This window comes from Burkholderia sp. BCC1993, from assembly GCF_905339865.1.
In the GTDB taxonomy this organism is placed as follows: domain Bacteria; phylum Pseudomonadota; class Gammaproteobacteria; order Burkholderiales; family Burkholderiaceae; genus Burkholderia.
Genome location: NZ_CAJPGZ010000004.1, coordinates 189,692 through 214,420, shown reverse-complemented (window position 1 = coordinate 214,420; position 24,729 = coordinate 189,692). Strand labels below are relative to the sequence as shown.

Sequence of the window (24,729 nt, the reverse complement as noted above, 5' to 3'; positions counted from 1 at the left end):
CGGCGCGCATTCGTTCCTGGTTGCTAGCTCGGCAGCACCGCGCCCGTCGCCTGCCAGCGCGCGACGTAGCCGGGCAGCTCGTGCATGTCGTCGAATACGTGACGCGCGCCGATCCCGCGCAGCGCGTCGATCTGCGCGGCCGACGCATGCCCGCCGCCGACGAAGCCGAGCACGGTCATGCCGGCCGCGGCGGCCGCGGTGATGCCGGTCACGCTGTCCTCGACGACGAGGCATTGCGCGGGCACCGCGCCGAGCGCACGCGCGGCCGCGAGATACACGTCGGGCGCCGGCTTCGGCCTCGCCACGGCGTCCGCGCAGAACAGCCGGTCGCCGAAGAAGCGCGCGAGGCCGGTGCGCGCGAGCGCCGCCTCGACGTACGCGCGGTAGCTGTTGCTCGCGCACGCGGTCGTCAGGTTGAGCGCCGCGAGGGCCTTGTCGATGCCGTCGACCATCGGCGCGTTGACGGCCGCCGCTTCGACCGCGCGGCGGATCGCGTCGACGTCGCCGGCCGACAGCGTGCGGCCGACGGCCTCGCCCGCGCCGGCCAGCACGCGCTCGATGCGCAGCCCGAGCAGCGGCATCACCGCCGGCCGTGCGTCGACACCCGGCCAGCGCGCATCGAGCTCGCGCACGATCACGTCGGCGGCGACGGCCTCGCTGTCGATCAGCACGCCGTCGCAATCGCAGATCAGCACGTTCATCCCGTGACCGAACGCACCTTCGCCGGTCGCGCTCATTTGACCGCCCCGAACGTGAGCCCGCGCACGAGCTGCTTCTGCGACAGCCAGCCGACGATCAGGATCGGCGCGACCGCGAGCAGGGACGCTGCGGACAGCTTCGCCCAGAACAGCCCCTCGGGGCTCGAGTACGACGCGATGAACACGGTCAGCGGCGCGGCGTTCGAGCTCGACAGGTTGATGCTCCAGAACGCCTCGTTCCACGACAGGATCACGAGCAGCAGCGCGGTGGACGCGAGCCCCGGCAGCGCCATCGGCATCAGCAGGTAGACGATCTCCTGCCACGTCGACGCGCCGTCGATGCGCCCCGCTTCGAGGATGTCCTTCGGGATCTCGTTGAAGTACGTGAAGGTCATCCACACCGCGATCGGCAGGTTGATCAGCGTGTACACGATCACGAGGCCCGACACGGTATCGAGCAGCCCCGCGTTCTTCCACAGCAGGTAGATCGGCACGAGCACGCCGACCGACGGCATCATCTTGGTCGACAGCATCCACAGCAGCACCTTCTGCGTGCGGTGGTTCGGGAAGAACGCCATCGCGTAGGCCGCCGGCACCGCGAGCAGCAGCGAGATCACCGTGACGCCCGCCGAGATCAACACCGAGTTCCACGCGAACGCGAAGTAGTTGCTGCGCGCGAACACCTCGCGGAAGCTGTCGAGCGTCGGCATGAACAACAGCGTCGACGCGTACGCCTGCTGCTCGGTCTTGAACGCGGTGATCGCCATCCAGAAGATCGGGAAGAACAGCAGCAGCGCGAGCAGCCACGCGAGCGCGCCGGGCAGCGCGCGCCGCACGAGGTCGAGCGGCGCCGGCGTGCGCCGGCCTTCGAAAGTCAGGTCGCTCATTTCTCGTACTCCCCCTTCAGGTTGCGCGCGAGCATCCGCACCAGGAAGAACGACACGACGTTCGCGACCACGACGGCGATGATCCCGCCCGCGGATGCGAGGCCGACGTCGAACTGCTGCAGGCCGAGCGCGTAGATCAGGTACGACAGGTTGGTCGTCGCATCGCCCGGGCCGCCGCCCGTCGTCGTGTAGATCTCCGCGAAGATCGACAGCAGGAAGATCGTCTCCATCATCACGACCACGGCGATCGCGCGCTTCAGGTGCGGCAGCGTGATGTAGAAGAACATCGCGATCGGGCCCGCGCCGTCGATGCGCGCGGCTTCCTTCTGCTCCTGGTCGAGCGACTGGATCGCGGTGAACAGGATCAGGAACGCGAACGGCAGCCACTGCCACGCGACGATGATGATCACGGCGGTGAGCGGGTAATCGGCGAACCAGTCGATCGGCGTCATCCCGAGCGCGCGCATCGCGTTCGCGACGAGCCCGTAGACCGGATGCAGGATCATGTTCTTCCAGATCAGCGCGGCGACCGTCGGCATCACGAAGAACGGCGCGATCACGAGCAGGCGGGCCACGCCCTGCCCGTAGAACTTGCGGTCGAACAGCACGGCCATCAGCACGCCGCCGACCACGGTGATCGCGAGCACCGCGCCGATCAGCACGAGCGTGTGCCAGATCGCGGGCAGGAACGACGGATCGGTCGCGAGGAAGCGGTAGTTGTCGAGCCCGGCGAAGCCCTTCACGTCCGGGTTCAGCAGGTTGTAGCGCGAGAACGAATACCAGATCGTCATCGCGAGCGGGATCGACATCCACAGCAGCAGCACCGCGACGGACGGCGACACGAGCCAGCTGGCGCCGCCGCGCGCGCGGCGCGGCGCGCCCGGCGGCGACGACGCATCGCCGACCGGCGACGCATGGCTCAGGGGAAGACGCAAATGACGCATGATCGGAGTCCCTCCGGTTGAGACGCGGGCACGAACGGGCGGCCCGCCTTTCTGCATCGGCAACGCGCACCGTGCGCGGCAGCGCGCACGGTGCCAGCCGCGTTACTTCTTGTAGCCGGCCTGGCGCACCGCGCGGTCGGCGGCGGCCTGCCCGGCGGCGAGCGCCTGGTCGACCGTCATCTGGCCGGCCACCGCACCCGCGATCGCCTGCCCGACCACCGTGCCGAACGACTGGAATTCAGGAATCCCGACGTACTGCACGCCCGTGTACGGCACCTTCTTCAGCGACGGATCGTTCGGGTCGGCGGTCTCGATCGCCTTCAGCACGAAGTCCGAGAACGGCGCGGCGGCCTTGTACTCGGGGCGCTGGTAGGTCGACGTGCGGGTGCCCGGCGGCACCGACGCCCAGCCTTCGTCCTTGCCGGCCATCTCGATGTACTGCTTCGACGTCGCCCATGCGATGAACTTGCGCGCGGCGTCCTGCTGCTTCGACGTCTTCGGCACGGCCAGCGCCCACGCCCACAGCCAGTGCGAGCCCTTCGGCGTGGCGGCGACCGGCGCGGCGGCGAAGCCGATCCTGTCGGCGACCTGCGACTGCTGTTTGTTATAGAGCATCCCGGCCGCGACCGTCGCGTCGATCCACATCGCGCACTTGCCCGAGGCGGTCAGGGTCAGGTTCTCGTTGAAGCCGTTCGAGCTCGCCCCCGGCGGGCCGTCTTTCTTCAGCAGGTTCACGTAGAAGCCGATCGCCTTCTTCCATTCCGGCGACGTGAGCTGCGCGTTCCAGTTCTCGTCGAACCAGCGCCCGCCGAACGTGTTCACGACCGTCGACACGAACGCCATGTTCTCGCCCCAGCCGGCCTTGCCGCGCAGGCAGATCCCGTAGGTGCCCTTCGCCTTGTCGGTGAGCTTGTCCGCGAACTCGGCGATCTGGTCGTAGGTCGGCTGGTCGGGCATCTTGAGCCCCTTCGCCGCGAACAGGTCCTTGCGGTAGAACGTCATCGAGCTCTCGACGTAGAACGGCAGCGCATACAGCTGGCCGTTGTACGACAGGCTGTCGCGCGCGGTCTTCACGATGTCGTTCAGGTCGTAGTCGGCGGGCAGGCCCGTGATCGGCGCGAGCCAGCCGCGCTTGCCCCACTGCGGCGTCTCGTAGGTGCCGATCGCCATCACGTCGAACTGGCCGCTGCCGGTCGTGATGTCGGTGGTCGCGCGCTGGCGCAGCACGTTCTCCTCGAGGATCACCCAGTTCAGCTTGATGTCCGGGTTCGCCTTCTCGAACGCCGGCGACAGCTTCTTCAACTCGATCATGTCCGGGTTGTTCAGCGTCGCGATCGTCAGCGTGCCGGCGGACGCCGCGCACGCGGCCGTCGCGAACGCGGCTCCGGCGAAGCAGCGTACGGCGGCATCGAGCATCTTTCGTTGCATGGCATGTCTCCTGTGATTGTTCGAACTGTCGTCGGTGTTGCGTATTGTGTGTGTCGCGTTGCTGCACTTCCTTCGCGGCCCGTCACGCCTGCCGCTGCATCCCGCACGCGCGCGCATAGTGCGCGATCACGTCGCGTATCCGGTGGCGCACCCAGGCGCGCGGCTCCTTCGCGAGGCCGCCCGCGCGGCACGCCGCGTACACGTCCGGCAGCCACTGCGCGACGAGCGTTTCGGGCACCGGCTGCCGCGCGAGATTGTCGAACAACTGCTCGACCGCCGCCGCGACGGCCGGCTGCAGCCAGTAGTAGCGGATCCGGTCGCTGTAGCTGAACTGGCGCGCGAGCCGCTGCTCGGTCTCGTCGCCGCGGTAGTACGGCGCCCAGTGCTCGGGCTGCGCGCGCATCGCGGCGTCGACCACGTCGCGCAGCTGCGAGCGCTGCGCGCCGTCGCCGATCAGCGCGTCCTCGATGAAGGTGAGCGCGAACAGCGCCTCGCGCAGCGCGAAGGTCAGCGCGGGGCCGACCTTCAGCACCGCGAAGTGGTCGCGCACGAGCGCGGCGAGCGCGCCTTCGGTCTGATAGTCGGTCGAATGCGCTTCGAACACGAGGCGCGGCGTGCGCAGGATGCTTGCACCGAGCGATGCGGCCTTCGCGCTGTCGTAGTCGAGCACGTGGCGATCGTCGAAATCGACGCCCGGCTGCGCGACGATCGCGACCACGCGCGTCCATGCGTCGTCGAGCCCGGCCGCCGCGAATGCGCTTCGATGCGCGTCGAGCGTCGCGGCGATGCTGTCGCTGCGCGTGACCGCGATCCGCGCGATCGCATCGCCGGCTGCGTCGCCGGCCACTTCGCCGCCCGGCGTCGGCACCTCGGTGCCGATCACGTAGACGGGCGCGACGCCGGCGCGCGACGCCGCGTCTTCGGCCGCGCGGCACAGCTCGGCCGCGCGCGCGGCGATCGTCCGGTCGTCGAGCCGCGCCGGATCGTCCGCACAGGCCATGCTCGCATCGAGGTGGATCTTCTCGAACCCGGCTTCGACATACGCGGCGACCATCGCGACCGCTTCGCGCATCGCGTCGGCCGCGCGGCGGTGCCGCCACGGGTTCGGTCCCAGATGGTCGCCGCCGAGCACCAGCGCCGACGGCGCGAGCCCGCAGCGCTGCGCGATCGCATCGACGTCGCGCCGGAAATCGGCGGGCGTCATGCCCGTATAGCCGCCGAGATGGTTCACCTGGTTGCAGGTCGCCTCGATCAGGAGCGGCGAGCCGTCCGCGCGCGCAGCCTCGCACGCGGCCTCCAGCACGAGCCGGTGCGCGCTGCAGACCGAATAGATGCCACGCTGCGCCTGCGCGCGGTTCGCGTCGAAGATCATCCGCAACACGGCGCCGGCGTGCGCGCTGCGCGGGCGTTCGGCAATGGAAGTCAGGCCAGGCATGCGACACCTCGTTCGGTCAGGAAGCGGTCGATCTCGGCCGCGCTGCTGTTGCCCTCCATCGGGCCGCGCCGCGTGACCGCGATCGCACCGGCCGCGTTCGCGCGGCGCAGCGCAACGTCGATCGGCAGGCCGGTGACGAGACTCGCGACCAGCGTGCCGCCGAAGCAGTCGCCGGCGCCGGTCGGATCGCGTTCGTCGACGGGATAAGCCGGCGCGTCGACGCGGCTCGCGCGGTCGAACGCGACGCTGCCGGCCGCGCCGCGCTTGAGCACGACGCGTTCGAGCAGCGGATGCGTCGCGAGCAGCCCGGCGATCGCGCGCTCGGCCGGCTGCGGCCCGCAGAAGAACGGCAGGTCGGCCTCGCTCGGCAGGAACAGGTGGCACGCGGCGAGCATCGTGTCGAGCGCCGCGCGCATCGGGCGGAAGCTCAGCATCTCGGGCCGCACGTTCGGGTCGAACGACACCTTCGCGCCGGCGCGCGCCGCCTCGATCACGCCGCGCTGGACCGCCGCGATCGCCGATTCGCTCGTCAGCGACGAGCCCATCACGTGGAAGTAGCGGCAGCCGTCGAACATCGCGGTGTCGACATCGGATGCGTCGACGCACGCGGCCGCGCTGGTCGACAGACTGAACACGAAGCTGCGCGAACCGTCGTCGCGATACGCGACGAACGCGGTGCCGGTCGGACGTGCGACGCGGCGGATGCGCGCGACGTCGACGCCGTCCCGCTCGAGCCGCGCGACGATCGCGTCGCCGAACGCGTCGCGGCCGACGCAACCCGCATACGCGGTGCGCACGCCGAGCCGCGCGGCCTGGTCGGCGAAGATCGCCGGCGCGCCGCTCGGGAACGGGCCCGCGAACAGGCCCGGCATGTCGAAGCCCTGGCCGCGCTCGGCGGCGACGAATTCGGCCAGCAGTTCGCCGGCAACCACGATCTCCGCCATCATGCGTGTCCTCGTGCGGCGGCGGCCGCGCGCGGCACGAACGCCAGGGGTAAGCGTGCGAGCGGCGCCACTTCAGCTCATCCAGTTGCCGCCGTCGACGTTCAGCGTCTGGGCGGTGATGTAGTCGGCGTCGGCCGACGCGAGGAACAGCGCGGCACCCGTCAGGTCGCCCGGCACGCCCATCCGCCCGAGCGGCACGGCTTCGCCTACGAGCCGCTTCTTCTCGCCGAGCGGCCGGTTCTCGTAGCGCGCGAACAGCGCATCGACCTGCTCCCACATCGGCGTGTCGACCACGCCCGGCGCGATGCCGTTCACGTTGATCCGGTGCGGCGCGAGCGCGAGCGCGGCCGACTGCGTATAGCTGATCACCGCGGCCTTGGTCGCGCAGTAGTGCGAAACGAGTGCCTCGCCGCGACGCCCCGCCTGCGACGACATGTTGACGATCTTGCCGCCGCGGCCCTGCTCGACCATCCGCTGCGCGACCGCCTGCATCAGGAAGAACAGCCCTTTCACGTTGACCGCGAACAGCCGGTCGAACACGTCCCAGGATTCGTCGAGGAGCGGGCGCATGTCGAACAGCGCCGCGTTGTTGAACAGGATGTCGACGCCGCCGAAGCGCTCGACCGCGGTCGCGACGATGCGCGTGATGTCGTCACGGCGCGTGACGTCCGCGGTGACGGCCACCGCCCGGCCGGGATTGTCCTCGATCAGCCGCGCGAGCGAGCCGCTCGGCGGCTTCACGTCGACCAGCACGCAGCGCGCGCCCTCGTCCAGATAGCGTTGCGCGACCGCTTCGCCGATGCCGCTTGCCGCGCCCGTCAGGATCGCGACCTTGTCTGCCAGTCTCACTGGTTGTCTCCGGTTCGTTCTGCTGCACGAAGGCCGCGAGGTGAGCGAACGCTCGCTGGCCGATCAATTGCTCTGTTGTTGATCGAATGATCGGATACGCGATTCATGCTGTCAAGGCGACGCGGCGGCTTTCGATGATGCGCTGCGGCACGGCCGCGCCGTGTGCCGGCCGGCGACCCGCGCCCGGCAAGGCGCGGCGGGCTGGGTGCGGCGCGGCTGAAACGACTATGAAGGGGACGGAGCGCGTGCATCGGCAGGAATTCGGGCTGCACGGCATGGAGATACGTTATATCATCGCCGTACTTCGTTTCATTGCCTGCTTCACGCCATGGCCACCTCATCGCCCATCGACGCCCGGCTGTCCCGGGCCGACGCATTCGCCGCCGAGCACGGGCTCGCGTGGACGCCGCTGCGCCGCCAGGTCTACGAACGCGTGCTGGCCGCGCAGCGCCCGATCGGCGCGTACGACCTGCTCGCCGAGCTCGAGCCGCAACGCGGCCGCGTGCCGCCCACGACCGTCTATCGCGCGCTGGATTTCCTCGTCGAGCACGGCTTCATCCACCGGATCGAATCGAAGAACGCGTTCTTCGCGTGCTGCGAGATTGGCGTGCCGCACGAAGGCCAGTTCCTGATCTGCGATTCGTGCGGCGAGACCGTCGAGATCCCGGGCAGCGACCTCGCGAAACAGTTGTCCGCGAGCGAGCCCGCGCACGGGTTCGAAGTCCACCACCAGGTCGTCGAGCTGAACGGCCTGTGCGGGCACTGCAAGGGCAAGCCCGCGCAACGCTGACACCGCACACGCGCGGCGCACACGCCGCCCCTTCCAACGAGGAGTTTCATGTCCATTGCCCTGAAGCGCGCGCCGCGGCGCGCCCTGCCGCTTGCCCGCCTGCTGGCCGCTGCTGCTGCCGCGCTGTCGCTCGCGGCGCCCGCGTTCGCGCAGGCCGCGACCGTCAACGTGGTCGCCGCCGAGAATTTCTATGGCGACGTCGCGTCGCAGATCGGCGGCCGCCATGTCGCGGTAACCAGCATCCTCAGCAGTCCCGACCAGGATCCGCACCTGTTCGAAGCGAGCCCGAAGACCGCGCGCGCGCTGCAGCACGCGCAGGTCGTGGTCTACAACGGCGCGGACTACGATCCGTGGATGGGCAAGCTGCTCGGCGCGTCGAAGCAGGCCAGGCGCGCGACGATCGTCGTCGCGGATCTCGTCGGCAAGAAGGCCGGCGACAACCCGCACCTGTGGTACGACCCGGCAACCATGCCGGCCGCGGCGCGCGCGATCGCGGCCGAGCTCGGCCGGGCCGACCCGGCGAACAAGGCCGACTACGACGCGAACCTGCAGAAGTTCGTCGCGTCGCTGAAGCCGATCGACGACAAGGTCGCCGCGCTGCGCGCGCAGTACAAGGGCGTGCCGGTGACGGCCACCGAGCCGGTGTTCGGCTACATGTCGGATGCGATCGGCCTCGACATGCGCAACCAGCGCTTCCAGCTCGCGACGATGAACGACACCGAAGCCAGCGCGCAGGACGTCGCCGCATTCGAGAACGACCTGCGCAAAAAGCAGGTGCGCGTGCTGATCTACAACAGCCAGGCCGAAGCGCCGATGACCAAGCGCCTGCTGAAGGTCGCGCGCGACGGCGGCGTGCCGAGCGTCAGCGTCACCGAGACGCAACCGGCCGGCAAGACCTTCCAGCAATGGATGGCCGGCCAGCTCGACGCGCTCGCGGCCGCGCTTTCCGCCAGCAAGAAATGATTCACGCTACGACATGACCGCCACTCCCCACGCACTCGCACTCGATCGCGTCACGCTCGAACTGGGCGGACGCACGATCCTGCGCGACGTGAGTTTCTCGATCGAACCCGGCGAATTCGTCGGCGTGCTCGGGCCGAACGGCGCGGGCAAGACGACGCTGATGCGCGCGGTGCTCGGCCTCGTGCCCGTCACGGGCGGCACGCTGTCGGTCGGCGGCGTCCCGGTCGTGCGCGGCAACGCGTCGATCGGCTACATGCCGCAGATCAGAAGCGGCCTAGCGAATCGCCGGATGCGCGGCTACGACTTCGTCGCGATGGCCGCCGACGGCCACCGCTGGGGGCTGCCGCACACGAACGCCGCGACGCGGCGCGACGTCGACCGCGTGCTCGACCTCGTCGGCGGCCCGACGCTCGCGCGCCGGCCGCTGTCGGAACTGTCGGGCGGCGAGCGGCAGCGCCTGTTGCTCGCGCAGTGCCTGCTCGGCAGCCCGAAGCTGCTGCTGCTCGACGAGCCGCTGATCAGCCTCGACCCGAACCACCAGCGCGGCGTCGTCGAACTCGTGCGCAACGTGCAGCGCGAGCTCGGCATCACCGTGCTGTTTTCCGCGCACGAACTGAATCCGCTGCTGAATGCACTCGACCGCGTGCTGTATCTCGGCAACGGCGTCGCGGCGCTCGGCACCGTCGACGAGGTGATCACGAAACCCGTGCTGTCGCGGCTCTACGGCTCGCCGATCGATGTGATGCGCGTGAACGGCAGGATCTTCGTGATGTCGGGCGACGTCGAAATCGAGAAGCACGATCACGAACACGAGGACGACGACGGCCACTCGCACGGCGGCGGCGGTCACGATCACGGTCATCACCACCACGGACACGCTCATCCCGGGCATTCGCACGATGTTTGAATACGACTTCATGATCAACGCGTTCGCCGCGTCGGGGATCGTCGCGGTGCTCGCGGGCATCGTCGGCTACTTCCTGGTGCTGCGCGGACAAACCTTCGCCGGCCACGCGCTGTCGCACGTCGGCTTCACCGGCGCGACCGGCGCGGTGCTGCTCGGCATCTCGCCGATCTGGGGGATGGTCGGCTTCACGCTCGCGGCCGGAATCGGGATGGGCGCGCTCGGCGAACGGCTCGCGGGCCGCGACGTCGCGATCGGCGTGATCCTGTCGGGTGCGCTCGGCTTCGGCCTGCTGTTCCTGCATTTCTACACGTCGTTCGCGACGCAGGTCACCGCGCTGCTGTTCGGCAACGTGCTCGCGGTCAGCCACGATACGCTCGCGGTGCTGGCCGGTATCGGCGCGGTGAGCCTCGTCGCGCTCGCGCTGATCGCGCGGCCGCTGCTGTTCGCGTCGCTGCAGCCCGAGCTGGCCGAAGCCAAGGGCGTGTCGCTGCGCACGGTGTCGATGCTGTTCCTCGCGGTGTGCGCGCTCGCGGTGGCCGCGGCGACGCAGATCGTCGGCGTGCTGCTGGTGTTCACGCTGCTGGTCGGGCCGGCCGCGGCCGCGCAGAACGTGTCGACGCGGTTGTCGACCGGCGTGCTGCTCGCCGCGCTGTTCGCGCTGTTCGAAGCGTGGGCCGGGATCGCGCTCGCCTATCACACCGATTGGCCGACGAGTTTCTGGATCACCGCGCTGTCCGCGCTCGCGTATGGGGCGAGCCTGTTGCGGCGACGCACATGACGCTCAGCCGGCGCTCGACAGGGCGCCGCGCATGTCGCACGCCCCCCAAAGGCGTGCAGGGAATCAGCAGGGGATGCGTGACCATCGAATCGACGATCGATTACGCGCGACTGAGAAACGTGCTGACCGCGCAGAAGCCGGTTCCGGTCCCCGGCTCCTCCGTGCGTGCGTACGGCACGATTACCGTCAAATGAAGCGAGTCGCGGTGACCGCGTGGGTACTCGTGGCATCCGTGTCGCTTGCACGGCTGTGCCTCACTCACGAGTCGTTCGCACTACCGATACCCGAGCGCGCGTGGGCTTGGCTCGTCACGCATGTTCCCGGATTCTGGGATGGCGAGGCGGGCGATGATCTCGTCATCGTTGTGCATTTGCTGATAGCGCTTGCGGTAGTGATACCGGTGACCTGGCTCGCCTTGCGCATGCTGCGAAGGTGGAAGCGCCACGCCACTCGCTGATGCGGGATGGCGCGGCCGGTTTACCGCACTAACGTGCCAGCACCCGCGCATGATGCGCGACGTGATCGGCGATGAACGTCGAGATGAAGTAGTAACCGTGGTCGTAGCCCGCATGGCGGCGCAGCGTCAGCGGCTGGCCGGCCTTCGCGCACGCGGCTTCGAACACGTCGGGGTTCAGCTGGTTCGCGAGGAACGGGTCGGCGAGGCCCTGGTCGACGAGGATGCCGTCCGCGAACTTCGGCGCATCCGCACGCGCGACGAGCTCGCTTGCGTCGTGCTGTTTCCACGCTTCGCGGTCGGCACCCAGATAACCCGAGAACGCCTTCTCGCCCCACGGGCAGCGCGTCGGCGCGGCGATCGGCGCGAACGCCGACACCGACCGGTACAGGTCGGGGTGACGCAGCGCGAGCGTCAGCGCGCCGTGCCCGCCCATCGAGTGGCCGAAGATCCCGAGCCGCGCGCCGTCGATCGGCAGCTCGGCCGCGACGAGTTCGCGCAGCTCGCCCGTCACGTACGACTCCATCCGGTAATGCGTCGACCACGGCGCTTGCGTCGCGTCGACGTAGAAACCCGCGCCGACGCCGAAATCCCACGCCTCCGACTCGCCCGCCACACCCGCGCCGCGCGGGCTCGTGTCGGGCATCACGAGCGCGAGGCCGTGTTGCGCCGCGTACTGCTGCGCGCCGCCCTTGATCGCGAACGTCTCCTCGGTGCAGGTGAGCCCCGCGAGATAGAACAGCGCCGGCACGCGGCCGTGCGCCGCCTGCGGCGGCAGGTACACCGAGAACTTCATCGGCAGGCCGATCGCCTTCGAATCGTGGCGATAGAAGCGTTGCTCGCCACCGTGGCAAGCATGCGAAGAAACGAGTTCGAGCATGGGGTTCCCTTCCGTTCAATACAGCACGATCGGGCGAATCGATTCGCCCTTCTTCATCGGGTCGACGCCGTCGTCGAGCATCTCGCGCGGCAGCGCGTGTGTGATCAGGTCGAGCCGTGCCGCGCGACACGGCGAAGCCGTATCGTGTCCGGCATGATCTCCGATCCCGCTGCCCGTCGCGCGCGGGAAACGGCCGTCAGCTTGCCGCGAGGCGTCACCGCTGTCGCAACAGGACAATCCAGGACAAGTGCCCGAGTTTAAACGCCGCTCGTGAACCACGCATCCGTTCGCGCATACAGATCGATGAAACGCGCATGGCGGGCGGCCAGCGCGCGATCGTCGCGCGGCGCGGCGACGGGTGACGCAGCCGGCGCCAGCGTGCGCAGCGCGTCGTCGCGCCAGTGTCCGATCGCGACGCCGGCGAGCAGCGCGGCACCGCGCGTCGCGGCGTTCGGGCAATCGACCGCGTCCAGCGACGCGCCGAGCGCATCCGCGAGCAACTGGCGCCAGCGCGGATCGACCGAGCCGCCGCCGGCGAGGCGCAGCGTCTTCACCGGATCGGCCTGGTTCGCAGCGCGGATCGCATCGAGCCCCGCGCGCAGCGCGAACGCGACGCCTTCGAATGCGGCGCGCATCATCGCGCCGCGCGTGTCGCCGAGCCCGAGCCCGAGCCAGCCGCCGCGCGCATCGGGATTCATCCACGGCGAGCGCTCGCCCGTCAGGTACGGCAGGAAGCACAGCCGCTCGGACGCCGGCTGCGCGAACGCGTCGTCGTACGCATCCGCCCAGCCCGGATAGCCGAGCCAGCCGCGCACGGCTTCGAGCGCGAGCCCGACGTTCTGCATCGCGGCCATCGTGTAATAACCGTCGCCGGCTGCCGCGCGATAGCGGTGCAGCCCGCGCCGCGCGGGCGGCACCGCATCCGCGAGCACGACGATCTGGCCGCCGCTGCCGGTGGTCAGCAGCGCGTCGCCGGCCGCGACGAGCCCGCTGCCGAGCGCCGCGCACGCGGTATCGGCCGCCCCCGTCGCCAGCGGCACGCCGCCCGGCAGCCCGAGTGCCGCCGCGGCCTTCGCATCGAGCACGCCGCAGCGCGCGCCCGACGCCCGCACCGGCGCGAACCGGTCGACCGGCAGTCCCAGCGACTCGATCAGCGCCGTATCCCATGCGCCGTCCGGCGTCGCGAGCGCGGTCGCGCACGCGTCGCTCGGATCGGCCGCGACCTCGCCGCCCAGCGCCACGCGCAGCCAGTCCTTCGGCTGGACAGCCCAGCGTGCGGCCCGCAGCGCCTGCGGTTCGTGTGCGGCCAGCCAGCGCAACAGCGGGCCCGCCATGCCGGGCGCGACGGGATTCGGTGCGACGGGCAAACCGGCGACGGGCCAATCCGCCGCGTCCGCTTCGCGCACCGCGCGCGTATCGGGCCACAACAGCGCGGGCCGCACCGGCTGCCCGGCCGCGTCGATCAGCACGACGCCATGCATCTGGCCGGAGAAGCCGATCGCGGCGACCTGCGCGCGCTCGCCGGCCGGCAGCCGCGCGGCGGCCCGCACGAGCGCCTGCCACCAGACGTCGGGCGCGATTTCGGCCCAGCCGGGCTGCGGCGACGACAACGCATAGGGTTCGCTCGCCACCGCGCGCTCGACGCCATCGGCATCGAGCGTGACGAGTTTGACGGAGCCGGTGCCGAGGTCGATTCCGAGCAGGCGCATGACGGGATGGCGTAGTCGAGTGAACGGATATCGATGATAGCGGGATCGCGCCATGCGCCCCGATTTTTGCGACGCTTTCGGCCGCGCGGCGACGCGAAAACGCGGCGCGCACGACCGGCTTCGCCGGGCTGCACCTTGCCCGCCAAAACAGCCGCTCACGGGTTAACCCGGCGCGATCTTTCGCCGGTCGTTTTTGCCACTATGCCGCGGTCGCGATACACACCATAAAGCGACCGATATTTGACACGGGGGTCCGCGCTATTTTGAAGGGCTATAAAACCGGGGAACCTCACTCCAGCGGCAGTTTCCCGATGATCGACACCCTGTTTCATGCCGACCCGGCATATCGAACCAGCAAAGAACGGAATAGAACCCAGCGCTCTTGTTGCGATGTGGCATTCCGCATAACTTCGTACCACCCCGAAAACAAGATCATGGAGTGAGACAGATGCAATCGAACACGGTCCATCCGTGCGATGAGGTGCTGCCGACCGGCAAGCTTGTAACGCTTGGTCTCCAGCACGTCCTCGTCATGTACGCCGGCGCCGTCGCCGTGCCGCTTATCGTCGGCGGCGCGCTGAAGCTGCCGAAAGACCAGATCGCGTTCCTGATCAGCGCCGATCTGTTTTCGTGCGGCATCGCCACGCTGATCCAGACGCTCGGCCTGTGGATCTTCGGGATCCGCCTGCCCGTCATCATGGGCTGCACGTTCGCGGCCGTCGGCCCGATGATCGCGATCGGCACCAACCCCGGCCTCGGCATTCTCGACATCTTCGGCTCGACCATCGCGGCCGGCATCATCGGCATCGTGCTCGCGCCGATGATCGGCAAGCTGTTGCGGTTCTTCCCGCCCGTCGTGGTCGGGACCGTGATCGCGGTGATCGGGCTGTCGCTGATGGAAGTCGGGATCAACTGGGCAGCCGGCGGCGTCGGCAACCCCGAATACGGCAGCCCCGTCTACCTCGGCCTGTCGCTGCTCGTGCTCACGCTGATCCTGCTGATCAACAAGTACGGCCGCGGCTTCCTCGCGAACATCTCGGTGCTGCTCGGCATCGTCGCCGGCTTCGTGATCGCGTTCGCGATCGGCCGCGTGAATACCGACGGCGTCGCGCACGCACCGTGGGTCGGCTTCGTGATGCCGTTCCACTTCGGCCTGCCGCACTTCGACCCGCTGTCGATCGCGACGATGGTCACGGTGATGTTCGTCACGTTCATCGAATCGACCGGCATGTTCCTCGCGGTCGGCGACATGGTCGATCGTCCGGTCAACCAGGACCGCCTCGTGCGCGGCCTGCGCGTCGACGGCCTCGGCACGCTGATCGGCGGCATCTTCAACTCGTTCCCGCATACGTCGTTCTCGCAGAACGTCGGCCTGATCGGCGTGACGGGCGTGAAGAGCCGGTTCGTCTGCGCGACGGGCGGCGTGATCCTGGTGCTGCTCGGCCTGTTCCCGAAGATGGCGCAGGTCGTCGCGTCGGTGCCGCCGTTCGTGCTCGGCGGCGCGGGCATCGTGATGTTCGGGATGGTGGCCGCGAACGGCATCAAGGTGCTGTCGAAGGTCGACTTCGTGAACAACTCGCACAACCTGTTCATCGTCGCCGTGAGCGTCGGCATGGGCCTCGTGCCCGTCGTGTCGCCGCACTTCTTCTCGAAGCTGCCGCCCGCGCTCGCCCCGATCCTGCACAGCGGCATCCTGCTCGCGTCGGCCACCGCCGTGATCCTGAACGTCGTGTTCAACGGCGTGAAGGGCGAGAAGGACGCGCGCTGCGACATCCGCCGCGCAGGACACGACTTCGACGGACGCCCGGCAGACGTGCATCACTGATCGGTCCGATCCGGACGCGCCGAAGGACCGCGCGATACGGTAAAGCAAAGACGCCACGGCTTGCCGTGGCGTTTCGCTTTGCGGCGGCCGGCCGGGCGACGGTCGTGGTGACGCCGGCGATCGCCGCGATGACGATCCGCCCTCGCTGCAAACCGGCCGCATAAAAAAAACGCCACGGACCTTCGTCCGTGGCGTTGTCGCATCCCGTGGACCGCGACTTCGGCGAACCGGCGCGGTCGCCCGCCCCTGCCCGCCGTCGTGCTTACCCGTTCGTCGCCGCTGCCGACGCCGGCGCCGGTGCGACCGCCTTGTCGTAGTCGACCGTCTCGTCCGGTGCGCGCGGCGTCTCGCCCGCGTGCTGGATCCAGCCGCCGCCCAGTGCGCGGTACAGCGTGACGAGGTTCGTCCAGCGTGCCAGGCGCGCGCTGATCAGCGACTGCTGTGCCGAGTACAGATCGGTCTGCGCGGTCAGCACCGACAGGTAGCTGTCGACACCGTTCTTGTAGCGCAGGTCCGACAGGTCGAAGCGACGCTGCTGCGCGTGCTCGTTGCGCTCGAGCGCGGCGATCTGCTGATCGTACGTGCCGCGTGCGGCCAGCCCGTCGGACACTTCGCGGAACGCCGACTGGATCGCCTTCTCGTAGTTGGCGATCTCGATGCGCTTCTGCACGTTCGCGAGGTTCAGGTTCGCGATGTTCTGCCCGCCTTCGAAGATCGGCATCGTGATCTGCGGCGCGAACGACCACGCCGCGGTGCCGGCCTTGAACAGGCCGCCCAGCGTCGGGCTGCCGGTACCGAACGCGCCCGTCAGCGAGATGCGCGGGAAGAACGCCGCACGCGCCGCGCCGATGTTCGCGTTCGCGGCCAGCAGCGTCTGCTCGGCCTGCATCACGTCCGGACGACGCGTCAGCAGGTCGGACGGCAGACCGGCCGGCACGTCCGTCAGCAGGTTCTGCGCGTCGAGCGGCATGCCCGCCGGCAGATCGTCTGGCAGCGGTTCGCCGACCAGCAGCACCAGCGCGTTCAGTGCCTGCGCACGCGCACGCGCTTGCGCCTGCTGGTTCGCGAGCGCCGTCTCGACGACCGTCTGCGCCTGACGCAGCTCGAGCTCGGAGCCCGTGCCGTTGTCGAACTGCAGCTTGGTCAGGTCGTAGGATGCCTGGGCCGACTTCAGCGTGTTTTCCGTGACCTGCAGCAGGTCGTCGGTCGACAGCAGCGTCAGGTACTGATCCGCCACCTGCGACACCAGCGAGATCTCGGCAGCCTGCCGTGCGTACGACGTCGACAGGTACTGCGCGAGCGCCTGGTCCTTCAGGCTCTGCACGCGACCGAACAGGTCGAGTTCCCACGACGCGGAAACGCCGACGTTGTAGGCCCGCGAGATATACGGCGCACCCGTCTGCGACAGGCCCTGCGGCACGCGCTGGATGCTGCCCGTACCTGTGCCGTCGAGCGTCGGGAACAGGCCCGCGCGCGTGATCTGGTACTGCGCGCGCGCCGCCTCGATGTTCAGCACCGACACGCGCAGGTCGCGGTTGTTCTTCAGCGCGATCTCGATCAGCCGCTGCAGGCGCGGATCGACGAAGAATTCGCGCCAGCCGATGGCGGTCGCCGCCTGGCCGTTCGCGCTGCGCGCGCCGGCAGCACCCGGCTGCGTCGCATAGACGCCGCCGGCCGGGTACGCCTGCGCGACGGGCGCGTCGGGCCGCGTGTAGTGCGGCGCCATCGTGCAGCCCGTGGCAAGGAGCGCGACCGCGATTGCAGTCAAAGCGTGTTTTTGCATCATCACTGTCCCTTGTTGCCTTCGTCGCCGTTGCCCGGCTTCTCTTCGTGGTGCGAGTGCTCCTGAGCCAGACGCAGCGCCTGGTCGACGTCTTCCTTCTCGCCGCTGAAGATCGCGCGGATCTTCACGAAGAACATCGGGATCATGAAGATCGCGAGGAACGTCGCCGTGATCATCCCGCCGATCACGCCGGTACCGATCGCGTGCTGGCTGGCCGAACCCGCGCCGTTGCTGATCGCGAGCGGCATCACGCCGAGAATGAACGCGAGCGACGTCATCAGGATCGGACGCAGCCGCAGGCGCGCGGCTTCCAGCGCGGCCTCGATCGGCCCCATCTTCTCCGTCATCTGCAGTTCGCGCGCGAACTCGACGATCAGGATCGCGTTCTTCGCGGACAAGCCCACCGTGGTCAGCAGGCCGACCTGGAAGAACACGTCGTTCTCGAGGCCGCGCATCGTCGCCGCGAGCAGTGCGCCGACCACGCCGAGCGGCACCACCATGATCACCGAGAACGGGATCGACCAGCTTTCATACAGTGCCGCGAGACACAGGAACACGACGAGGATCGAGATCGCGTACAGGATCGGCGCCTGCGAGCCGGACTGGATTTCCTGGAACGACAGGCCGGTCCACGAATAGCCGATACCGACCGGCAGCTTCTTCGCGAGCCCTTCCATCGCGGTCATCGCCTGACCGGTCGACTTGCCCGGTGCGGCCTGGCCCTGGATTTCCATCGCCGACACGCCGTTGTAACGCTCGAGCTTCGGCGAACCGTACGTCCAGTGACCGGTCGCGAACGCGCTGAACGGCACCATCCCGCCCGACCCGTTGCGCACGTACCAGATGTTCATGTCCTCCGGCGTCATCCGGAACGGCGCATCCGACTGCACGTACACCTTCTTGATCCGGCCGTCGGTGTCGAGGAAGTTGTTCACGTACTTCGACGCCCACGCGATCGAGAACGTCTGGTCGATCGCATCCGCCGTCACGCCGAGCGCGTTCGCCTTCTCGCGATCGATGTCGACCTTGTACTGCGGCGTATCGTTCAGCCCGTTCGGACGCACGCCCTGCAGCGTCGGATCCTTCGAGGCCAGCCCGAGCAACTGGTTACGCGCGGCCATCAGCGCGTCGTGGCCGAGACCGGCGTTGTCCGTCAGCTCGAAGTCGAAGCCGGCGGCGGTGCCGAGTTCCGGAATCGACGGCGGGTTGAACGGGATCACGATCGCGTCCTTGTAGCCCGAATAGCGCCCGAACATCCGGCCGATCAGCGCCTGGACCTTCTGGTTCGCGTGCTGGCGCTGCGAGTAGTCCTTCAGGCGCACGAACACGAGACCGGAGTTCTGGCCGCGGCCGGCGAAGCTGAAGCCGTTGACCGTGAACGCCGATTCGACGATTTCCTTCTCGTCCTTCAGCAGGTAGTCGGAAATGTTCGCGAGCGTCTTCGCGGTCGTTTCCTGCGTCGAGCCCGACGGCGTCTGCACGATCACGAACATCAGGCCCTGGTCTTCATCGGGCAGGAACGACTTCGGCAGGCGCACGAACAGCAGGCCGACCGCGACGATCACGACCAGGTAGATGATGAGCCAGCGGCCCGAGCGCTTGATCACGTGGTGCACGCCGACGTGGTACTTGTCGCGGCTGTTGTTGAACGTGCGGTTGAACCAGCCGAAGAAGCCCTTCTTCTCTTCGTGATGGCCCTGCGGGATCGGCTTGAGGATCGTCGCGCACAGGGCGGGCGTCAGAATCAACGCGACCAGCACCGACAGCACCATCGCCGACACGATCGTCAGCGAGAACTGACGATAGATCGCGCCGACCGACCCGCCGGAGAACGCGACCGGCACGAACACCGCCGACAGCACGAGCGCCACGCCGACGAGTGCGCCGGTGATCTGGCCCATCGCCTTGCGGGTCGCCTCCTTCGGCGACAGCCCTTCTTCCGCCATCACGCGCTCGACGTTCTCCACCACCACGATCGCATCGTCCACCAGCAGGCCGATCGCGAGCACGAGGCCGAACATCGACAGCGTGTTGATCGAGAAGCCCACCAGCGACATGATCGCGAACGTGCCGAGCAGCACGACCGGCACCGCGATCGTCGGGATGATCGTCGCCCGCAGGTTCTGCAGGAACAGATACATCACGAGGAACACGAGCACGATACCTTCGAGCAGCGTCTTGACCACTTCCTCGATCGACAGCTTCACGAACGGCGTCGTGTCGTACGGATACTTCACGACGAGGCCGTGCGGGAAGAACGGTGCGAGCTCGTCGATCTTCGCGCGCACGGCCTTCGCGGTCGCGAGCGCGTTCGCGTTGGTCGCGAGCTGGATACCGAGTGCCGCGGTCGGCTGACCGTTGTACTTCGTGTCGAAGTTGTAGTTTTCGCCGCCGAGGCCGATTTGCGCGACGTCCTTCAGGCGCACCTGCGAGCCGTCCTGGTTGACCTTCAGCAGGATGTTGCCGAACTGCTCGGGCGTCTGCAGCAGCGTCGATTCGGTGATCGTCGCCTGCAGCACGGTGCCCGGCTTGGCCGGCGTGCCGCCGATCTGGCCGCCCGCGATCTGCACGTTCTGCGCGGTGATCGCGCTCGTCACGTCGACCGGCGTGAGGCCGTAGTTCGTCAGGCGCGTCGGGTCGAGCCAGATCCGCATCGCGTACTGCGAGCCGAACAGCGTGACGGTACCGACGCCGTTCAACCGGCTGATCGGATCCTTCACGTGCGACGCCACGAAGTTCGCGAGGTCGTACTTGTTCATGCTGCCGTCTTCGGAGTTGAAGGCGAGCACCAGCAGGAAGCTGCTGCTCGACTTCGTCACCGACAGACCGAGCTGCTGCACGACCTGCGGCAGAACCGGCGTCGCGAGCGACAGCTTGTTCTGCACCTGGACCTGTGCGATGTCGGCGTTGGTGCCCGGCGCGAACGTCAGCGTGATCGTGGCGTTGCCCGAGTCGTCACTCGTCGACGACATGTACAGGAAGTTGTCGAGACCGCTCATCTGCTGCTCGATCACCTGCGTCACCGTGTCTTCCACCGTCTTCGCGGAAGCGCCCGGGTAGTTCGCGGTGATCTGGATCGATGGCGGCGCGATCGTCGGATACTGCGAGATCGGCAGCGTGAAGATCGCCGCAACCCCGGCCAGCATCAGGATGATGGCGATCACCCACGCAAAGATCGGGCGATCGATAAAAAACTTTGCCATGAAACAGGCTCCCTGTTATTGCGCGCTCGAAGCGGCGGCGCTCGCCGGCGCTGCGCCCGATGCGGCTGCGCCGGACGCGGCGGCGGCGCCGGAACCGGCGGCAGCCGGCGCGGCGGTGGCAGCGGCGACACCCGATGCGGCACCGGCCGCCGGTGCGAGTTGTGCCTCCACCGACTTCACGGTCGCGCCCGGACGCACCTTCTCGCCCCCCTGCACGATCACGTGGTCGCCCGCCTGCAGACCGCCTTCGACGATCCAGTCCTGGCCGCGCATGCCCGCCGTCTTCAGCGGACGCGGCTCGACCTTGTTGCTGGCGTTCACCACCATCGCGATCGCCTGGCCCTTCTGGTCATGCGTGACGCCGATCTGCGGCACCAGGAACGCGTTCTCGTTCACGCCTTCCTCGATCCGTGCGCGCACGAACATGCCCGGCAGCAGCACGCGGCCCGGGTTCGGGAAAACCGCGCGGATCGTCACCGAGCCGGTGGCCTGGTCGACCGTCACGTCGGAGAACTGCAGCTTGCCGGCTTCGGAGTAGGTCTTGCCGTCTTCCAGGATCAGCGACACCTTCGCCGCGCCCGGGCCGCTCGTCTTCAGGCGGCCGCTCTGCACGTCCTGGCGCAGCTTCAGCCCCTCGAGGCTCGATTGCGTGAGGTCCACGTACACGGGGTCGAGCTGCTGCACCGTCGACATCAGCGTCGCCTGGCTCGCCTGCACGTACGCGCCCGGCGTCACCTGCGAAATGCCGACGCGGCCGGTGATCGGCGAGACCACGTCCGTGTAGCCGAGATTGATCTGCGCGGTGTCGACCGCCGCCTTGCCGGCCGCGACGTCCGCCGCGGCCTGCCCTTGGGTGGCCACCGCGTTGTCGTAGTCCTGCTTGCTGACCGCGTTCGCGGCCACCAGCACCTTGTAGCGCGCGACCAGCGCGTTCTGCGTGACGAGGTTCGCCTGCGCCTTCGCAAGCGTCGCCTTCGCGCTGTTCAATGCAGCGAGGTACGGCGCCGGATCGATCTTGTACAGACGCTGGCCGGCCTTGACGTCGGTGCCTTCGGTGAATTCACGGCGCAGCACGATGCCGTCGACCCGCGCGCGGACCTGCGCGACGAGGAATGCGCTGGTACGGCCCGGCAGTTCGCTGAAGACCGGCACGGCTTGCGGCTGGACGGTGACGACGCCGACTTCCGGCGTTTGCGGCGGCGGTGCCGATTCTTTTTTTCCGCATGCAGCCAGGAAAACCGCGGCTGCCGCGACAGTGATCAAGCGGTATGGAACCCGTTCGACGCGCATGGAGCGACCTCTGTGTGTAACCAATGGAATGAGTGCGGCGCACGGACGGAGCGCCACACGGATGCGCCTCGCGGCGCAGATCGAACACCTGAATTACTGGACTACTGGATACAGCAAGTCGGCACGAGACCTCCATGCCGACGAGATGCCGCGAACTGCGGACTGGTACTTTGGCGGGAATCAGCAGAGTGGGATATTAACTGATTGCCACTTTGGTCATTCGATCGTAGGGTGGTATTGTATATACATTCACGAATGTATGTAAAAAGCCCGCTCGTCCGTTGCCCACCGCCAAGTCTTACGAATTATTACCAGTCGCAAGCATAGTCCGTCCGCACAGCCGCGACGAGGGTTACGGACCCTATATTCACCTACGATCGATCCATTCAGGCCTGCACATGGTCAGACGCACCAAGGAGGAGGCGCTCGAGACGCGCAACCGCATTCTCGACGCCGCCGAACACGTGTTCTTCGAGAAGGGCGTGTCGCACACGTCGCTCGCGGACATCGCCAAGCACGCCGGCGTGACGCGCGGCGCGATCTACTGGCATTTCGCGAACAAGAGCGAGCTGTTCGACGCGATGTTCGACCGCGTGTTCCTGCCGATCGACGAACTCAAGCGGATGCCGCTCGACGCGCCCGGCGGCAATCCGCTGGAGAAGATCCGCAAGATCCTGATCTGGTGCCTGCTCGGCGTGCAGCGCGACTCGCAATTGCGGCGCGTGTTCAGCATCCTGTTCATGAAGTGCGAGTACGTCGCGGACATGGAACCGCTGCTGCAGCGCAACCGCGCGGGGATGAGCGAGGCGTTGCACGCGATCGATGCCGATCTCGCGGGCGCCGTGCGGCTCAAGCTGCTGCCCGAGCGGCTCGACACGTGGCGCGCGACGCTGATGCTGCACACGCTCGTCAGCGGTTTCGTGCGCGACATGCTGATGCTGCCCGACGAGATCGACGCCGAGCAGCATGCGGAACAGCTCGTCGACGGCTGCTTCGACATGATGCGTTACAGCCCGGCGATGCTGAAGACGGGCGACTGACCGATAGCCCGTGCGCCTTGCGCCGGGTGGTCGCGACCGTCCGGGCGGCCGATCCGGCCGCGCGCGGGCGGCAGCGCCGCGCCGCCCGATTCCCCCCCTCCTCTCCCCGATTCGCTCAGGCCGCCTTCGCGCGTCGCGCGCGGGCCCGCCGGTTCGACGCGGCCACCGAATCGCGCGTCGGCATCGCCGCGCCGCCGAGTCCCGCGATCCATGCGTCGGTCGACATCACGGCCGCGAAATTCGACTGGAACACCACCGTGTACGCGCGGTGAATCACTTCGGCGCTCGCCGCGCCCGCTTCGTTCTCGTACGGCAACGCGCCGGTCGCGTCCGCCAGGTATTCGACGGCGAGCCCCGCGTGAGCCGCGTGATAGACCGTCGACGCATTGCAGTTGTGCGTCATGTAGCCGGCGACCGCGAGCGTATCGATGCCGTGCGCGTCGAGCCACGCGGCGAGATCGGTGCCGGCGAACGAACTGGCCTGCGCCTTCACGATCAGGTGCGCATACGGCCGGTCGGCGACGACCGGATGCAGCGCGACACCGTCGGTGCCCGGTGCGAAGATCGGCGCGCCGGCCGGCGCAACGTGCTGGACGACGATCACCGGCACGCCGGCCGCGTGCGCGGCGTCGATCGCGCGGCCGATGTTCGCCAGCGACGCGTCGACGGGCGGATATTCGATCGGCAGGCTGCCCGTCACGTATTCGTTCTGGACATCGATCACGATCAGGGCACGGCGGGAAGCGGAAGACGATACGGCGTTCGACATGGCAGGCTCCGGGCTGCGCCGCCCCGCTCCGGAACGGGGCGGCCAGCAGCGCGATGCGATGCATTGTCGGATTGCATCGCGCCGGAGGACAGTGGCCCGATAGCCATTCTTCGATAGAATCGGGCCATCGCCACCCCGGAGCCCGCCATGCGCGCCGCTGCGTCGTCCGTTGCCCCCGCCCCGACCGTCGTTGCCGTGATCGCGTACGACGGCATCAGCCCGTTCCACCTGTCGGTGCCGTCCGTCGTGTTCGGCAAGGAGCGCGATGTGGCCGCGATGCCCGCGTTCGAGTTCCGCGTGTGCTCGGCCGAGCGCGGCCCGCTGTCGACGACGGGCGGCTTCACGATCACCGCGCCGTACGGGCTCGACGCGCTCGACGACGCGGACATCGTGATCGTGCCGGCATGGCGCGATCCCGACGAAGCGCCGCCGGACGTGCTGGTCGATGCGGTACGCGCGGCCGCCGCGCGCGGCGCGCAGGTGGTCGGCCTGTGCCTCGGCGCGTACGTGCTCGCCGCGGCCGGGCTGCTCGACGGGCGCCCGGCGACGACGCACTGGGCGTGGGCCGACGACTTCGCGCAGCGCTTTCCGCGCGTGAAACTCGACCCCGACGTGCTGTACGTCGACGACGGCAACCTGATGACGTCGGCCGGCACGGCCGCGGGGCTCGACTGCTGCCTGCACGTCGTGCGGCGGCGCTTCGGCTCGGACGCCGCGAACCAGATCGCGCGGCGTCTCGTGATCCCGCCGCACCGCCAGGGCGGCCAGGCGCAATACGTGCCGCAGCCGGTCGCCGCGCATCCGCGCGACGCGCGCCTCGCGGGCCTGCTCGACTGGGTGCGCGCGCATCTCGACGTCGCGCACAGTGTGGATTCGCTCGCCGAACGCGTGCTGATGAGCCGGCGCACCTTCACGCGCCACTTCCGCCAGGCGACGGGTACGACCGTCACCGCGTGGCTGCAGGCCGAGCGGCTCACGCGTGCGCAGCATCTGCTGGAAACCACCGGACAATCGATCGACGCGATCGCGCAGGCGGCCGGCTACGGCTCGAGCGTGTCGCTGCGCCAGCATTTCGCGGGCGCGCTCGGCACGTCGCCGTCGGCATATCGGAGGGAATTTCGCGGCGCCGGGCCCGACGCTCGACGCTAGCGGC

21 protein-coding genes are annotated in these 24,729 nt (G+C 68.5%); 8 read left to right on the top strand and 13 right to left on the bottom strand.

Annotation, left to right across the window (positions count from 1 at the left end; all coding sequences use genetic code 11):
- Positions 1-23: 23 nt before the first annotated feature.
- The 7 genes from U4Y91_RS08055 to U4Y91_RS08025 all read right to left on the bottom strand — a co-directional run bounded on the left by U4Y91_RS08055 (position 24) and on the right by U4Y91_RS08025 (position 7,185).
- Positions 24-737, bottom strand: a complete 714-nt coding sequence (locus U4Y91_RS08055) for an HAD family phosphatase (protein ID WP_321804644.1) — start codon at positions 735-737, stop codon at positions 24-26.
- Entirely contained in the window at positions 734-1,585 is an 852-nt protein-coding gene (locus U4Y91_RS08050; protein WP_321804643.1) for a carbohydrate ABC transporter permease, read from the bottom strand. Before U4Y91_RS08050 ends, U4Y91_RS08055 begins: the two co-directional genes overlap by 4 nt.
- Positions 1,582-2,529, bottom strand: coding sequence for a sugar ABC transporter permease (locus tag U4Y91_RS08045; RefSeq protein ID WP_321804642.1), 948 nt, complete (start codon positions 2,527-2,529; stop codon positions 1,582-1,584). The genes U4Y91_RS08050 and U4Y91_RS08045 overlap by 4 nt, the downstream gene beginning before the upstream one ends.
- Before the next feature lie 102 nt (positions 2,530-2,631).
- Positions 2,632-3,957: a sugar ABC transporter substrate-binding protein gene (locus tag U4Y91_RS08040; protein ID WP_321804641.1), complete on the bottom strand. Its 1,326-nt coding sequence runs from the start codon at positions 3,955-3,957 to the stop codon at positions 2,632-2,634.
- Positions 3,958-4,039: 82 nt separating this feature from the next.
- A complete protein-coding gene (locus U4Y91_RS08035) occupies positions 4,040-5,392 on the bottom strand; it encodes a D-tagatose-bisphosphate aldolase, class II, non-catalytic subunit (RefSeq protein WP_321804640.1) in 1,353 nt (450 codons plus the stop codon).
- On the bottom strand, positions 5,380-6,336 hold the full coding sequence (locus U4Y91_RS08030; protein ID WP_321804784.1) for a sugar kinase: 957 nt from the start codon (positions 6,334-6,336) through the stop codon (positions 5,380-5,382). The genes U4Y91_RS08035 and U4Y91_RS08030 overlap by 13 nt, the downstream gene beginning before the upstream one ends.
- A gap of 72 nt (positions 6,337-6,408) precedes the next feature.
- A complete protein-coding gene (locus tag U4Y91_RS08025; protein ID WP_321804639.1) occupies positions 6,409-7,185 on the bottom strand; it encodes an L-iditol 2-dehydrogenase in 777 nt (258 codons plus the stop codon).
- A 328-nt stretch (positions 7,186-7,513) separates the two neighbouring features.
- Here U4Y91_RS08025 and U4Y91_RS08020 point away from each other — a divergent pair, with 328 nt between their 5' ends.
- Genes U4Y91_RS08020 through U4Y91_RS08000 form a run of 5 tightly spaced genes read left to right on the top strand, consistent with a single transcriptional unit; the run spans position 7,514 to position 10,817 of the window.
- Positions 7,514-7,975 (top strand): Fur family transcriptional regulator, encoded by a 462-nt coding sequence (locus tag U4Y91_RS08020; RefSeq protein ID WP_014896195.1) that lies wholly within the window; start codon positions 7,514-7,516, stop codon positions 7,973-7,975.
- A gap of 48 nt (positions 7,976-8,023) precedes the next feature.
- Positions 8,024-8,938: a metal ABC transporter solute-binding protein, Zn/Mn family gene (locus U4Y91_RS08015; protein ID WP_321804638.1), complete on the top strand. Its 915-nt coding sequence runs from the start codon at positions 8,024-8,026 to the stop codon at positions 8,936-8,938.
- 13 nt (positions 8,939-8,951) lie between these two features.
- Complete coding sequence (locus U4Y91_RS08010) at positions 8,952-9,845, top strand: ABC transporter ATP-binding protein (RefSeq protein ID WP_044844478.1); 894 nt, start codon at positions 8,952-8,954, stop codon at positions 9,843-9,845.
- The gene (locus U4Y91_RS08005) at positions 9,838-10,623 is read left to right on the top strand and encodes a metal ABC transporter permease (protein WP_321804637.1); all 786 of its coding nucleotides are present in this window, start codon (positions 9,838-9,840) and stop codon (positions 10,621-10,623) included. Before U4Y91_RS08010 ends, U4Y91_RS08005 begins: the two co-directional genes overlap by 8 nt.
- Positions 10,620-10,817, top strand: a complete 198-nt coding sequence (locus U4Y91_RS08000) for a hypothetical protein (protein ID WP_321804636.1) — start codon at positions 10,620-10,622, stop codon at positions 10,815-10,817. Before U4Y91_RS08005 ends, U4Y91_RS08000 begins: the two co-directional genes overlap by 4 nt.
- 291 nt (positions 10,818-11,108) lie before the next feature.
- Here the strand turns inward: U4Y91_RS08000 and fghA are convergent, their stop codons facing one another.
- Together fghA and U4Y91_RS07990 are read right to left on the bottom strand one after the other, a co-directional pair.
- The gene (gene fghA / locus U4Y91_RS07995; protein WP_321804635.1) at positions 11,109-11,957 is read right to left on the bottom strand and encodes an S-formylglutathione hydrolase; all 849 of its coding nucleotides are present in this window, start codon (positions 11,955-11,957) and stop codon (positions 11,109-11,111) included.
- Between the two features lie 257 nt (positions 11,958-12,214).
- Entirely contained in the window at positions 12,215-13,666 is a 1,452-nt protein-coding gene (locus U4Y91_RS07990; protein WP_321804634.1) for a xylulokinase, read from the bottom strand.
- A 448-nt stretch (positions 13,667-14,114) separates the two neighbouring features.
- Here U4Y91_RS07990 and U4Y91_RS07985 point away from each other — a divergent pair, with 448 nt between their 5' ends.
- Positions 14,115-15,491 carry a nucleobase:cation symporter-2 family protein gene (locus tag U4Y91_RS07985; RefSeq protein WP_321804633.1) on the top strand — a complete coding sequence of 459 codons (1,377 nt, stop codon included), beginning with the start codon at positions 14,115-14,117 and terminating at the stop codon, positions 15,489-15,491.
- Positions 15,492-15,753: 262 nt separating this feature from the next.
- On the opposite strand, the gene U4Y91_RS07980 is transcribed toward U4Y91_RS07985, so the two are convergent.
- From U4Y91_RS07980 to U4Y91_RS07970, 3 genes are read right to left on the bottom strand one after another with little or no spacing between them, the layout of a single operon-like run.
- The gene (locus tag U4Y91_RS07980; protein WP_321804632.1) at positions 15,754-17,277 is read right to left on the bottom strand and encodes an efflux transporter outer membrane subunit; all 1,524 of its coding nucleotides are present in this window, start codon (positions 17,275-17,277) and stop codon (positions 15,754-15,756) included.
- The gene (bpeB, locus tag U4Y91_RS07975; protein WP_321804631.1) at positions 17,277-20,477 is read right to left on the bottom strand and encodes an efflux RND transporter permease BpeB; all 3,201 of its coding nucleotides are present in this window, start codon (positions 20,475-20,477) and stop codon (positions 17,277-17,279) included. Before bpeB ends, U4Y91_RS07980 begins: the two co-directional genes overlap by 1 nt.
- Before the next feature lie 15 nt (positions 20,478-20,492).
- Entirely contained in the window at positions 20,493-21,767 is a 1,275-nt protein-coding gene (locus tag U4Y91_RS07970; protein ID WP_321804630.1) for an efflux RND transporter periplasmic adaptor subunit, read from the bottom strand.
- Between the two features lie 398 nt (positions 21,768-22,165).
- Between U4Y91_RS07970 and U4Y91_RS07965 the strand changes: the two genes are divergently transcribed.
- On the top strand, positions 22,166-22,807 hold the full coding sequence (locus U4Y91_RS07965; RefSeq protein WP_257773788.1) for a TetR family transcriptional regulator: 642 nt from the start codon (positions 22,166-22,168) through the stop codon (positions 22,805-22,807).
- A 115-nt stretch (positions 22,808-22,922) separates the two neighbouring features.
- On the opposite strand, the gene U4Y91_RS07960 is transcribed toward U4Y91_RS07965, so the two are convergent.
- Complete coding sequence (locus U4Y91_RS07960; RefSeq protein ID WP_321804629.1) at positions 22,923-23,576, bottom strand: cysteine hydrolase family protein; 654 nt, start codon at positions 23,574-23,576, stop codon at positions 22,923-22,925.
- Between the two features lie 147 nt (positions 23,577-23,723).
- On the opposite strand from U4Y91_RS07960, the gene U4Y91_RS07955 reads away from it, so the two are divergent.
- A complete protein-coding gene (locus U4Y91_RS07955) occupies positions 23,724-24,725 on the top strand; it encodes a helix-turn-helix domain-containing protein (protein ID WP_321804628.1) in 1,002 nt (333 codons plus the stop codon).
- The last annotated feature ends 4 nt before the right edge of the window (positions 24,726-24,729 follow it).